Below are 12,847 nucleotides of genomic sequence, written 5' to 3'. Positions count from 1 at the left end.
TTTTTTTGTATCTAAGCATTTCTACACCGAGAATGGGTAGGCGATGGGGTCGTGAAATTGGTAATCTTCCACTTCAAAATCGTCCATGGTAACCCATGTTTCTATGTCTTTTAGTGTTTTAATCTCTGGGTTGATTTTTAGTGTTGGTAGTGGGTAAGGCTCGCGCTTTAACTGCACGTCACGCATCAATTCTAGCTGATCTTCGTAGATGTGAGCGTTCACTATCTTGTGGAACGCTTGGCCTGCTTTTTTGCCCGTGATTTGCGCGATGATGGCTAGGAGCACGTAAACTTGAACCATATTGAAATTAAGCCCCAGCGGAACATCACAGCTGCGTTGAGTGCTGTTTAGGTAAAGAGTGTCACCAAGTAGCGAGAAATGATGGCTGTACAGACACGGACGAAGACAAGCCATATGAAAAGCACCTGGATGGTAAAAGGTGAGGATTTCGCCACGGTTATCTACGCCACGGGTTAGGTCGTCGACGATTTGCTTTAATAGATCGATATGGCCGCCGTCTGGCTTTGGGAAGTGACGGCCAATGGCGCCGTAGCAAAGTCCCATATCATCTTCGCCTTTGCGGTAAGGGTTGTTTAGCCAAACCTCATTTTGATTAGCATTTGCGTCCCATGTTTTAGTACCCAGTGCACGAAAGTCGGCGGCGTTGTCGTAACCTCTTAAATAACCAATGATTTCGGCAATCGCGGATTTCCAGAAACTTTTACGCGTAGTGACGAGCGGAAATTCGCCCTTGCTCACATCGTAGGTGAGGTCGGCATTAATAACCGTTAAGCAGCGTTTACCAGTGCGTTCATTGCTTACCCATTCGCCTTCGTTGACGATGCGGTGGCAAAGGTCTAGATATTGTTTCATTAAGACTTACCTTGTTTTGTATTTAATGGCGACAGGAGCTTAGCGTCTCCTTAAGTATGTCTAGGAAATGCATTCTAAGCTGCCATAGGTATAATGATTATTATCGATTATATCAGAAGCTCTTACTCTTTGATCTCAAGAGTCAGGCTGTCTTACAAGAAAGGTGCTTGTTATGTTGTCACTGATTGTTGCTATGTCTACTAACCGAACCATAGGTATTAATAACTCGTTGCCTTGGCACTTGCCGAATGATTTGAAATATTTCAAAAAGGCGACCATGGGCAAACCTATTGTGATGGGGCGAAAAACGTTTGAATCTATTGGTAAGCCATTGCCGGGCCGTCGAAATATTGTGATCAGTCGTGATATTGCTTATCAGGCAGAAGGGATTGATGTGGTGGCTTCTTTGGAAGACGCTACCTCTCTCGGTGAGGATATTTGCTTGGTAAATGGTCAAGAAGAAGTCATGGTGATTGGTGGTGCTCAGATTTACCAGTTGGCACTTGAGCGTGCTGATCGTTTGTACATTACCCATGTGGACGCCGATGTAAAAGGCGATGCGTTTTTCCCAGAAGTAGATTGGCCGTCTTTTACCTTGATGGGGGAAGAAATGTTTGCGGCAGAAGGGCCTAATCCATACGACTATCGTTTCTCGGTATATCAAAGAACCAGCGCAGAGTAATCCGTATGTGGCAGCAAGTTGAGGTTAAATTACCAGCGATGCGTCGAGGTTTTCATTTGATCACCGATCAAATTGAGGCTGCTTTACGTAATATGTCGCCTGTCTCTATTGGTTTGTTGCATGTTCAATTGCTTCATACTTCTGCGTCTTTAAGCATTAACGAAAACGCTGATCCTTCAGTAAGGCGCGACATGGAGCGTCACTTTTCTCATATGGTGCCAGAAAATCAGCCGTATTATGAACATGTGTATGAAGGAGATGATGCCAGCACATATTAAGGCCAGTCTGCTGGGTTCTTCTTTGACTATTCCTATTCGAGATAAAAAACTGTACTTAGGCGTTTGGCAGGGCGCTTATTTAGGCGAACATCGAGATCATGGTGGTGTTAGATGTATTGTTTTGACCTTGCAGGGCGAACCTTGCAAATGAAGGTAATACAAGAGAGTAATAAGCGACATACTGATGAGCATGTCGCTTATTCGTTTTATAGACTTTAATTAACGACGATCTGCTTGCTTTTGGCTTGTCCATCTTCCACCGCCTGGTTGGCGCTTAAAGCCAACTCATCAATGGTTTCACCATCTTCTGGGAAGGTTGCAATTCCAATACAAAAATCCATAGGATCTGAATTGCCTTCTAACAAGACTGTTTTTTCATCTTCGGTTGGGTTGATGATGTGGTTAAGCAATTTTTTGGCTTCTTTGACACTGGTATTGGGTAGCAGTAATAGTAATTTATCCCCTTCAACGCGTGCTAGTACATCGGCTTCTCTGATCTTTTTATAGATATGTCGAGCCGAAGTTTGAATTGCAATGTTACGGGCTTCCATGGAAAGCGTCGACAGTCGGTCGTTGGCATCAAGGTGTATTTTAGCCATAGTCAGTGGCGTATACTGACGCTTTGCCAATCCTAGTTGTTTTTTAAAGTGTGTAAGCGCTGCGCCTCTTGTTAACAAACCAGTCAGTTCATCGAAAGTAGCTTGGTTTCTGAGGTGTTCTTCAAGGGCTTTTTGATGGCTAATATCGACAACAAATCCGATGACTTTTTTAATGCTGCCATCGACTTTTTTTGAGTAAGTTCTTCCGCGCTCTTTGACCCACAAATAGCTTTTATCACTCTTCTGAATCCGGTATTCGACTTCATAGTAGTCTTGATTGTGAGCGACATGCTCATCAACCAAATCTCCTAATCTTTTAACGTCATCAGGATGAACAATGGCATGCCATTCCGCAGTTGATTGAGGTGTTTTCTCTTGTGGAATCCCTAGTAACATTGCGATGGATTTTGAGCAAGAAACCAAATCTGATTCCGTTTCCCAAATCCACAAGCCTGCAGATGATTCGGTTAGGGCGAATTTAAGTAGCGTATTTTCAGCTGCTGAAAAATCCATGTGATCGGTATTGTAAACGCAAGCTAATACCGATTCGCCAAGATGCTGCAGCTCAAGTTGCATGGTGACTAGCTTGTTACCGACTCGGATCAAACTTTCACAGCGTTCGATACTGCCGTTTTGGATCTCGGTGTTGAGCTTGTGCCAATCTTCGACCGACGTGGCATCCGCACAAAGAGATTCCCATGTATTCGAAGGTGTTGCGTTGAAATTCTCAAACAAGACTTCAAAGTTGTGATTATATGACACTAATTTTCCGCTACTGCTCTCCACTATAAAAGCGGGCGTAGGCATGTACTTAAACGCTAATTCGAAAGGGGTACTCATAAACGCGCTCCTTTATAATGGTGATGGATTATTCTGGCGTGATCCAAGTGACTTGATATGCCGCCTCGCTGTCTTCTGCTAATAGCTTGCTTAGCACTGGTAAAAATTCGTTGGCTTCTTTTTCGAGAGTCCAAGGCGGATTAACAATGATCATACCGCTTCCTGCCATTCCGCGCTCTTCTTCTGTGTTTCTAATACAGAGTTCGAGCGAAAGAACATTGCGAATCTTTGTTGCTTTTATCGAATTCAAAAAGGTATTTGCTTGCTGGCGATTTAACACTGGATACCAGATAGCGAAGGTGCCTTGAGGAAAACGTTTGTAGCCATCTTCCAATGCTTGAACCACATATTGGTAGTCCTTTTTGACTTCATACGGTGGGTCCATCAAAACAAATCCGCGTTTTTGTGGCGGGGGCAGCATGGCTTTTACGGCGGTAAAACCATCGTCTTTGACGACATTGGCTTTACGTTTGTTTGGGAACAACGCAGCCAGCGTTGGATAGTCGTTCGGATGCAACTCGCATAAGTGTAGTTTGTCTTTTTGACGTACGTAGTAGTCAACAATCTTTGGGCTGCCAGGGTAAAAACTTAGCGCGTCTGCAGGGTTCATTTCCCGAACAATGTCTAACAGATTTTCTAAAGGCTCTGGTAGGTTGTCTTCGGTAAATAGACGAGCAATGCCGGAGTGAAACTCTTTATTCTTTTGCGCTTGCTCAGAGTTTAATGAGTATTGACCAATGCCAGCGTGAGTATCTAAATAGAAAAAGGGCGCGTCTTTTTTTATAAAATGGCGGCAGATTTGACTTACCGTCAAATGCTTTAAAATATCAGCGTGGTTGCCTGCATGATAAATATGGCGATAGCTGAGCATGCTGTGTCCTGTCGTGAGTAATCTCGTTATGAATGAAAAAGGCCGCAAGCCTAATATGGCAAAGCGGCCTTTTACGTATTATCTTATAAATCAGTCTATTTTACTGATGTCGCGTACGGCACCTTTGTCTGCACTGGTGACAAAGTGAGCATACACTTTCAATGCCGGAGAGACTTTGCGAGGGCGTACTTCTGCGGGCTTCCAAGCATCTGCGCCTTTTGCATTCATCGCGTCACGGCGAGCTTGTAGTTCTTCGTCGCTTAGCAATACGTTAATAGTACGGTTTGGAATATCGATACGGATAATATCGCCATTTTCTACTAATCCGATTGCTCCGCCAGCACCTGCTTCAGGAGACACGTGACCAATAGACAAGCCGGAAGTACCACCAGAGAAACGTCCATCCGTTAAAAGTGCACAGGCTTGGCCTAGGCCTTTAGACTTAATGTAAGAGGTTGGGTAAAGCATTTCTTGCATGCCCGGGCCGCCTTTTGGTCCTTCGTAGCGCACGATAACCACTTCGCCCGCTTTGACTTTGTCATCAAGAATGTTCTTAACGGCTTCGTCTTGCGATTCAGTAATGTGGGCCGGGCCTTCAAAGACTAAGCAAGATTCGTCGACGCCGGCGCTTTTTACAACACAGCCATCTAGCGCAATGTTTCCGTACAATACGGCTAACCCGCCTTCTAAAGAGAAAGCATTTTCAATAGAACGGAAACAACCGTCTTTACGGTCTCCGTCTAAAGATGGCCAGCGAGTCGATTGACTAAACGCGGTTTGTGTTGGAATACCCGCGGGGCCCGCTTTGTAAAATTCAATCACTTCTGGCGTTGGTGAACGCATGATATCCCATGTTTCAAGCGCTTCTTCCAATGTTTTAGAATGAACGGTATGACATTGGTTGTGCAATAGACCGGCACGATCTAGCTCGCCTAGCAGGCCAAAAATACCGCCTGCTCGATGGACGTCTTCAACATGGTATTTAGGCGAGTTGGGTGCGACCTTACACAACTGAGGGACGCGACGCGACAACCTGTCGATGTCTTCCATCGTAAAGTCTACGCCTGCTTCAAGAGCGATCGCTAATAGATGAAGAATGGTATTGGTTGACCCACCCATTGCAATGTCTAGTGTCATCGCATTTTCAAAGGCATCAAAGCTTGCAATAGCGCGTGGCGCCCAATTAGCTTCATCATTTTCGTAGAAACGTTTTGTGATGTCGACAATGCGACGACCGGCTTCTAGGAATAAACGACGACGGTCGGAATGTGTCGCCAATGTTGTGCCGTTGCCAGGCAGGCTTAGGCCTAGCGCTTCAGTTAGACAGTTCATTGAATTGGCGGTAAACATGCCAGAACAAGAACCACAGGTTGGACAAGCAGAGCGTTCGTACTCAGCCACTTTCTCATCTGATGCAGTTGGATCTGCTGCAATTACCATGGCATCGACTAGGTCGAGCTTGTTTTCGGATAATTTTGTCTTGCCGGCTTCCATTGGTCCGCCAGAAACAAAAATAACAGGAATGTTAAGACGCATCGCCGCCATCAGCATTCCCGGTGTGATTTTGTCACAGTTAGAAATACAAACGAGGGCATCAGCGCAATGCGCATTGGCCATGTATTCTACTGAGTCTGCAATCAAATCGCGTGAAGGAAGACTGTACAACATACCGTCATGACCCATTGCAATACCATCGTCTACCGCAATAGTGTTGAACTCTTTTGCTACGCCACCTGCAGCTTCAATTTCACGAGCAACTAGTTGGCCCATATCTTTTAGATGAACGTGGCCGGGTACAAATTGTGTAAAAGAGTTGACCACTGCGATGATGGGTTTTTGAAAATCATCGTCTGTCATTCCGGTGGCGCGCCATAGCGCACGAGCTCCTGCCATATTACGGCCGGAGGTAGTTGTCTTGGAGCGGTATACTGGCATTATTTTCCCCACAGTTTTTTTGCTTTATATAGTTACCCATGTTACCAAGATTATTGTCTATGCCCAATGGCAATTTTTAGGCAATATTGAGACACTATTAAAATACGCTACTGTTGCTTTATTGGTGCTCGTTGTTAAGCGGAAATGATATGAACGAAAATGTGTTATTAGCTCACTCTAATGTTTCCTTGGCACGACAGCCTATTGTCGATAGTCATCTTTCTGTTATGGGATATGAACTTTTATACCGTAAGAACCCTATCGCCATGCAGGCGGATGTGATTGATGGCGTAGGTGCGACCGCCCAAGTGATTTCTGCTAGTCTTTTTGAATTTGGTATAGAGAATTTAGTGGGCTCTAATAAAGCGTTTGTTAACTTCCCTAGAGCGTATTTATTAAGTCCTAACGGGATGCCTATTCATAAAGAAAACCTTATTATTGAAGTGATGGAAGACGCAGGCTTCGATGCTATTCTACTGTCGTCTTTACGGCATTGGGTTAAGGCTGGTTGCTCTATTGCATTAGATGATTTCGTTTTTCACAGTAAATTAACGCCTTTTATTGATCTGGCCGAATACGTTAAATTGGATATGCTAACGTTAGGCAATGAAAAATTTCATCAACAAGTTGAAGCGCTAAAAGGTTTCAACGTCAAAATTATCGCTGCGAAAGTCGAAACGTGGGAAGATTATCAATTTTGCCGATTGTTGGGTGTGGAATACTTTCAAGGTTATTTTTTTGAAAGACCAGAAGTCATAACCAGCAAAACCTCCAAAGTAAACAGTATGACACTCCTGCAAATTATGTCGTCATTATTGAATACTTCTTCATTTAGTGTGGATGAACTGGAGAGAATTGTTAGTCAAGATGCTGGGCTTGTGCATAAGCTACTGCGTTATTTGAATTCTCCTTTGACCGGTCTGGTTGCATCAGTAGATTCTGTTCGTTTAGCCATTATGTTGATTGGTGTTGAGCAGCTTAAATCACTGACTAATTTATTGTTAATGTCTGAAATGGTTGGCGATAGGCACGTGCTGCTTGAGCAAATTATGGTGCGGGCTAAGCATGCAGAATTGTTTGCCAAAAGCCGAGGGTACGATAATCAAGACAAATATTTTTTAGCGGGAATGTTGTCTATGATTGATGTGTGTACAGGAATGAAGCTGGATGAAGTTCTTGGAGAGCTGCCTTTGCCCAATGAATTTATTAACGCCATTATGCATCGCTCTGGTCGAGTGGGTAATGCTCTTGATTTGGTGGAATATTATAATAATGGTCGGATCATTAAAGACCAGCAAGATTTTGAGGATTTGAAGACCACCTATTTGAGTGCTGTTAAATGGGTAGATGAGTTTCTTGTTGCGATATAAGACGTTCACATCGGTACTGAGCCTTGAGTGCTCGTAGTCTATATCTTACGCGCCTGTAGGCTTTCTCCGTTTGTTATGTGATCAAATATAACTTACTGCTGTAATTTTAATGTATCTATTTGATAAATAAAGAAAATCTATATTCTACTCTTTATTTTTCCGATTTTGAGAATCAGGTTAAAACTGGTAAATTAATCTTATCCAAACGGATTTCATGGATGAAAAGCGCATGATGTGCTGAATACGATACCAGTGACGGTATTTAGGATCGAACTTGGATGTTTGAGAACAAAGGATTGTTCAAAGAGATACCGTGGTTCGATGGAAGGCGCCATGTAATAAGGATTGTTTGGATGCTTCATGATGAAGCGAACAGTGATGTTTTACTCATCGGAAGAGTTGCTTAACAGGATGTGAGCAAAATGTAGGGTGGCCAAAAGCCACCCTTTTTTTGTTTTTGTCTTATAGTAGATAACCTATCAGATATAAAAAAAGCGACACTATGGTCGCTTCCTTATAGGCTTAGTACATCAAATTAACGTTCTAAATGTTCCAGTTTGTCTTCCACACCATCCCATTGTGCTGCATCAGGCAGTGCGTCTTTTTTCTCTGCAATGTTAGGCCATATCAAAGATAGGTCTCTGTTTAGCTCTACAAATACTTCTTGATCTTCCGGCAATTCGTCTTCAGAGAAGATGGCATTTGCTGGGCATTCTGGCTCGCATAATGCACAGTCAATACATTCATCTGGATTGATGACTAAAAAATTTGGGCCTTCGTAGAAGCAGTCAACAGGACAAACTTCAACACAGTCGGTGTATTTGCAGCGAATGCAGTTATCGGTAACGATGAAAGCCATTCGACTTCTCCTTACAAGCTATAAAAATGATTGCGCACTATTTTAGAGGTATAGGCTATTTCGCAGCAAGCAACAATCGCGAATAACCTACATTTATCTGCTATTAGCTTATATCGACAGCAGCTTATATCAACTACAACTGAGATTTTAGTTTGTAAAGAGCGCTAATCGCCTCTAGTGGCGTCATGTTATCCAAATCAAGTGCTTCAACCGCATTTTTTAATGCATTTTGTTCTGCTTGGGCGAACATGTCGACTTGTTGTGGCTGATAGCTCATTTTGTTTTCTTGGGTCTTAGTTGAGTGCGATCTTGTATCGCTATGAAGGGTTGTGCCTTCAAGATTAATACCAGTAACGACTTCCAGTTCTTTTAATTTTTGTTTAGCATGACCTATAACGCCACGCGGTACACCAGCAAGTTGAGCAACTTGTAGTCCGTACGACTGGCTTGCAGGGCCTTCGTGTACCTTATGAAGGAAGATGATTTCATCCTCGTACTCTGTAGCAGTTAGGTGAACGTTGGCCGCATTGTCGAGTTGGTCCGCTAAGGCTGTTAGTTCAAAATAATGCGTTGCGAATAGTACGTAGCATTTTAGTTCTTTAGCGAGATAATCCACCGCCGCCCAAGCCAGAGATAATCCATCAAATGTGCTGGTGCCTCGTCCTACCTCGTCCATTAACACCAAGCTGTCTTTGCTGGCATTATTTAAAATATTGGCGGTTTCTGTCATTTCGACCATAAAGGTCGAGCGGCCACCGGCAAGATCGTCCGATGAGCCCATACGAGTAAATATACGATCCACCACGGATATCGATGCGGACTCGGCTGGAACAAAGCTGCCGGTGTGCGCCAATAAGGTGATTAAGGCAATTTGTCGCATATAGGTCGACTTACCGCCCATATTAGGGCCGGTAATCATCAGCAAAGAGCGCTTGTTGTTGAGTTCAAGATCATTGGGAACGAAAGGTTCAGAAATGACGGCTTCCACTACCGGGTGGCGGCCGCCCGTGATTTGAATGCCGCCTCGGTTGTGTAATTCTGGGCAGGTAAAACTCAAGGCATCAGCACGTTCTGCAAAATTGTTCATCACATCAAGTTGAGCGAGCGCTTGGCTGGTGGTTTGTAATTCCCTTAACGTTTCATTGAGTCGATCTAATAGCCCTTCGTAAAGCTCTTTTTCTCTTGCGAGTGATTTGGACTTGGCGCTGAGTGCTTTGTCTTCAAATATTTTTAGTTCAGGTGTAATGAAGCGCTCAGCATTTTTTAAGGTCTGACGACGAATGTATTCCACTGGTGCTTGGTCTGAGTGCAGGCGACTGATTTCAATGTAATAACCATGAACACGGTTAAATCCGACTTTTAGTGAGCTAATGCCAGTGCGTGCTTTTTCGCTGCGCTCCATTTCCGCTAAAAAATCCGTCGCATTCGTGGATAGAGATAGGAGTTCATCGAGTTCGTCGTCGTAACCTTTTGCGAAAATGCCGCCATCGCGAACCACAGAAGGTGGGTTTTCAACCAGTGCTTGTGACAAAATTTGGGTGATTTCTGGTTGAGCAAGAATGCGCTGATTGAGCTCTAAGAGTCGTTCCGCTGTGGTGTTTTCTAATAAAGTATTGATTTCAGGTACAGCCTCAAGAGCAAACTTTAGGCGCAATAAATCTCTAGGTCGAGCTGTGCGTAAGGCGACGCGAGAAAGTATACGTTCCAAGTCGCCAATTTTTTTCAATGGCGTTTTCAGCGTATCGTAAGCTTGTTTTACTTGTAATTCTGCAACCACTTTTTGGCGTGATTGAATCTCGTTTAAGTCACGGATCGGCGTGTGCAACCAGCGCTTCAATAAACGACTGCCCATTGGTGTGGCACATTCGTCTAACACTTCCACCAAGGTGTTACTGGTGCCACCGGTTAAATTAATGTCTATTTCTAAGTTTCGTCGTGTGGCGCCGTCTATTAATACTGAGTCATCTTTATGCTCAACCATAATAGATTGAATGTGGGGTAACGCTGAGCGCTGAGTGTCTTTGGCGTATTGAAGTAATGCGCCCGCTGACGCGATGGCAGCGGTGAGGGCTTCACAACCAAAACCAGATAAGTCTTTGGTGTTAAATTGCTGAATTAATTGGCGGTAGCTGGATTCATAATCAAAATGCCAAGGGCCAAGCTCTGAGACACCTTTCTCAAGTTTTAACCTATCTCGTGCCGGGAAGTCTTCGGAGACTAAAATCTCCATAGGCGATAAACGCTGTAATTCGCTGGCAAGTGCTTCATGACCATCTACTTCAAACAGGCAAAAACGGCCGCTTGCCATATCAAGGTAAGAGAAACCAAAAACATCGAGGCCTTTGCGAGATTGATGGGCAAGAGACAACAGTAAATTTTCGCGCTTTTCTTCCAAAAAGGCCTCGTCACTAATGGTACCTGGCGTGACGATGCGAGCAATTTTTCTCTCAACAGGTCCTTTGCTGGTGGCTGGGTCGCCAGTTTGTTCTGCAATCACAACCGATTCGCCCATGCGAACAAGACGAGCAATGTAGTTCTCGGCAGCGTGATAAGGAATGCCCGCCATTGGAATAGGTTTGCCGCCAGAATGACCACGAGACGTGAGTGTGATATCAAGCAATTGAGAGGCACGTTTGGCATCGTCATAGAAAATCTCGTAGAAATCTCCCATTCTGTAAAATAATAATTGGTTTGGATGCTCAGATTTAAGGCCGAAGTATTGGCGCATCATCGGTGTATGGTTATCTTCTGTTACTTTACTCATTTTGCGATGCTCGATTGTGATCCAAAAAATAGAGCGTTATTCTACGGGATATTGGCTCAGGATTTAAGGGATAAACATAATGAATCAGATGCAAAAAATGACACAGTCAGCCGACCAAGTTGGCGAGATGTTAAAGGCAAAAGATCTTTTATTAGTGACCGCAGAATCGTGTACTGGTGGCCTTATCGGTGCCGTATGTACCGACGTAGCGGGTAGCTCATCATGGTTTTTTGGTGGCGTAATTAGCTACGCAAATGAAGCAAAAATACAGGGTTTATCTGTAAAAGCGGAGACTTTATCGGCCTTTGGTGCTGTTTCAGAGCAAACGGTGAAGGAAATGTGTGCTGGCGCTTTACAACTAGGTGGTGACCTATCGGTTGCGGTTAGTGGTGTTGCTGGTCCGTCGGGAGGCTCGCCAGAAAAGCCGGTTGGCTGTGTTTATATTGGTTGGCAGTTAACTGGGCGACCCGTCAAAGTAACGCGCTATCAATTTTCGGGAAATAGACAAGCTATCAGAGAGGCAACAGTTTTGGCGGCTCTTCAAGGGGTAAAAGAAATGCTTAATAATCTTTAAAAATAATACTGTTTTTATATACAGTATTTCTTGAGCTTCTCAAAAAAAAACGCTAGAGTTACCCCAACGAAAATTAGCCACAAGGATTCCATTATGTCATCTATCGCAGACAACAAGAAAAAGGCGCTGGACGCAGCGCTGTCTCAAATCGAGCGTCAATTTGGTAAAGGCGCCATCATGAAGATGGGCGAAGGTGCCAAGCTTGATATTGATACGGTTTCTACTGGATCGTTAGGTCTGGATATTGCGCTTGGTGCGGGTGGACTTCCTTATGGTCGTATCTGTGAAATATACGGACCAGAGTCTTCAGGTAAAACAACATTAACCTTAAGTGTTATTGCAGAAGCTCAGAAGCAAGGCAAAACCTGTGCATTTATTGATGCGGAGCACGCGCTTGACCCTTCTTATGCAGAAAAGCTTGGCGTTAATATTGCCGATCTACTGATCTCGCAACCAGACACGGGTGAACAAGCACTTGAGATTGTGGACATGTTGGTCCGTTCGAACAGTGTTGATGTGATCATCATTGATTCGGTCGCCGCGCTTGTTCCTAAGTCAGAAATTGAAGGCGAAATGGGGAGTTCTTCTGTTGGTGTTCAAGCTCGCTTGTTGTCTCAAGCAATGCGTAAATTAACGGGCTCGATCAAAAATGCCAATTGTCTTGTTATCTTTATTAACCAAATCCGTATGAAAATTGGTGTGATGTTTGGTAGCCCAGAAACGACAACCGGTGGTAATGCGCTTAAATTCTACTCTTCAGTTCGTTTGGATATTCGCCGTATCGGATCGGTTAAGCAAGGTGAAGAAGTGATTGGTAACGAGACACGCGTGAAAGTGGTGAAAAACAAAATTGCACCGCCATTTAAACAAGCGGAGTTCCAAATTCACTACGGTGCAGGTATTTACCGCATGGGAGAAATTATCGACTTAGGTGTTAAGCAAGGCTTTGTGGATAAAGCGGGTGCTTGGTACGCTTATGCTGGTAATAAAATTGGTCAGGGTAAAGCCAATGCCGCACAATATTTATCGGATAATCCAGACATGGCGAAAGAGATAGAAGCGAAAGTACGTGAAGATCTATTGCCTAAGAAAACCAAACCCGAAGGCAAGGTAGATGCTAAAACCGCTGATGTAGAAGAGGCAGCTGAAGAGTCACTCGACTTCTAGAACGAAACATATCGTTTACGAAAAACTTTGTTTTT

10 protein-coding genes and 1 pseudogene are annotated in these 12,847 nt (G+C 44.0%); 5 read left to right on the top strand and 6 right to left on the bottom strand.

Annotated elements, in window-relative coordinates:
- Nucleotides 1-21 precede the first annotated feature (21 nt).
- Nucleotides 22-873, bottom strand: coding sequence for a thymidylate synthase (locus M3I01_RS14280; RefSeq protein ID WP_255896537.1), 852 nt, complete (start codon nt 871-873; stop codon nt 22-24).
- A 172-nt stretch (nt 874-1,045) separates the two neighbouring features.
- Between M3I01_RS14280 and M3I01_RS14275 the strand changes: the two genes are divergently transcribed.
- Nucleotides 1,046-1,555, top strand: a complete 510-nt coding sequence (locus M3I01_RS14275) for a dihydrofolate reductase (protein ID WP_255896536.1) — start codon at nt 1,046-1,048, stop codon at nt 1,553-1,555.
- 5 nt (nt 1,556-1,560) lie between these two features.
- Nucleotides 1,561-1,984, top strand: a pseudogene (locus tag M3I01_RS14270) (secondary thiamine-phosphate synthase enzyme YjbQ).
- A gap of 64 nt (nt 1,985-2,048) precedes the next feature.
- On the opposite strand, the gene M3I01_RS14265 reads toward M3I01_RS14270, so the two are convergent.
- From M3I01_RS14265 to ilvD, 3 genes are all read right to left on the bottom strand, one after another.
- A complete protein-coding gene (locus M3I01_RS14265) occupies nt 2,049-3,272 on the bottom strand; it encodes a sensor domain-containing diguanylate cyclase (protein WP_255896535.1) in 1,224 nt (407 codons plus the stop codon).
- 28 nt (nt 3,273-3,300) lie between these two features.
- The gene (locus tag M3I01_RS14260) at nt 3,301-4,143 is read right to left on the bottom strand and encodes a 23S rRNA (adenine(2030)-N(6))-methyltransferase RlmJ (protein ID WP_255896534.1); all 843 of its coding nucleotides are present in this window, start codon (nt 4,141-4,143) and stop codon (nt 3,301-3,303) included.
- Nucleotides 4,144-4,233: 90 nt separating this feature from the next.
- Nucleotides 4,234-6,078 carry a dihydroxy-acid dehydratase gene (gene ilvD / locus M3I01_RS14255; RefSeq protein ID WP_275565150.1) on the bottom strand — a complete coding sequence of 615 codons (1,845 nt, stop codon included), beginning with the start codon at nt 6,076-6,078 and terminating at the stop codon, nt 4,234-4,236.
- 149 nt (nt 6,079-6,227) lie between these two features.
- On the opposite strand from ilvD, the gene M3I01_RS14250 reads away from it, so the two are divergent.
- Nucleotides 6,228-7,448, top strand: coding sequence for an EAL and HDOD domain-containing protein (locus tag M3I01_RS14250; protein ID WP_255896533.1), 1,221 nt, complete (start codon nt 6,228-6,230; stop codon nt 7,446-7,448).
- A 535-nt stretch (nt 7,449-7,983) separates the two neighbouring features.
- Here M3I01_RS14250 and fdxA read toward each other — a convergent pair.
- Nucleotides 7,984-8,307 (bottom strand): ferredoxin FdxA, encoded by a 324-nt coding sequence (fdxA, locus tag M3I01_RS14245; RefSeq protein WP_112140874.1) that lies wholly within the window; start codon nt 8,305-8,307, stop codon nt 7,984-7,986.
- A gap of 133 nt (nt 8,308-8,440) precedes the next feature.
- On the bottom strand, nt 8,441-11,071 hold the full coding sequence (gene mutS / locus M3I01_RS14240; RefSeq protein WP_275565149.1) for a DNA mismatch repair protein MutS: 2,631 nt from the start codon (nt 11,069-11,071) through the stop codon (nt 8,441-8,443).
- 79 nt (nt 11,072-11,150) lie between these two features.
- Here mutS and M3I01_RS14235 point away from each other — a divergent pair, with 79 nt between their 5' ends.
- The gene (locus M3I01_RS14235; protein WP_255896531.1) at nt 11,151-11,645 is read left to right on the top strand and encodes a CinA family protein; all 495 of its coding nucleotides are present in this window, start codon (nt 11,151-11,153) and stop codon (nt 11,643-11,645) included.
- 93 nt (nt 11,646-11,738) lie between these two features.
- Nucleotides 11,739-12,812 (top strand): recombinase RecA, encoded by a 1,074-nt coding sequence (recA, locus tag M3I01_RS14230; protein WP_275565148.1) that lies wholly within the window; start codon nt 11,739-11,741, stop codon nt 12,810-12,812.
- Nucleotides 12,813-12,847 lie beyond the last annotated feature (35 nt).

The organism is Marinomonas maritima (genome assembly GCF_024435075.2).
GTDB classification, from domain to species: Bacteria; Pseudomonadota; Gammaproteobacteria; order Pseudomonadales; family Marinomonadaceae; genus Marinomonas; species Marinomonas maritima.
This window is presented reverse-complemented; position numbering and strand designations above follow the sequence as displayed.

Coding starts and splice junctions, on each gene's coding strand:
- M3I01_RS14265 (WP_255896535.1), bottom strand. CDS start 3,272: ATGAGTACCCCTTTCGAATTAGCGTTTAAGTACATGCCTACGCCCGCT.
- recA (WP_275565148.1), top strand. CDS start 11,739: ATGTCATCTATCGCAGACAACAAGAAAAAGGCGCTGGACGCAGCGCTG.
- mutS (WP_275565149.1), bottom strand. CDS start 11,071: ATGAGTAAAGTAACAGAAGATAACCATACACCGATGATGCGCCAATAC.
- ilvD (WP_275565150.1), bottom strand. CDS start 6,078: ATGCCAGTATACCGCTCCAAGACAACTACCTCCGGCCGTAATATGGCA.
- fdxA (WP_112140874.1), bottom strand. CDS start 8,307: ATGGCTTTCATCGTTACCGATAACTGCATTCGCTGCAAATACACCGAC.
- M3I01_RS14250 (WP_255896533.1), top strand. CDS start 6,228: ATGAACGAAAATGTGTTATTAGCTCACTCTAATGTTTCCTTGGCACGA.
- M3I01_RS14260 (WP_255896534.1), bottom strand. CDS start 4,143: ATGCTCAGCTATCGCCATATTTATCATGCAGGCAACCACGCTGATATT.
- M3I01_RS14275 (WP_255896536.1), top strand. CDS start 1,046: ATGTTGTCACTGATTGTTGCTATGTCTACTAACCGAACCATAGGTATT.
- M3I01_RS14280 (WP_255896537.1), bottom strand. CDS start 873: ATGAAACAATATCTAGACCTTTGCCACCGCATCGTCAACGAAGGCGAA.
- M3I01_RS14235 (WP_255896531.1), top strand. CDS start 11,151: ATGAATCAGATGCAAAAAATGACACAGTCAGCCGACCAAGTTGGCGAG.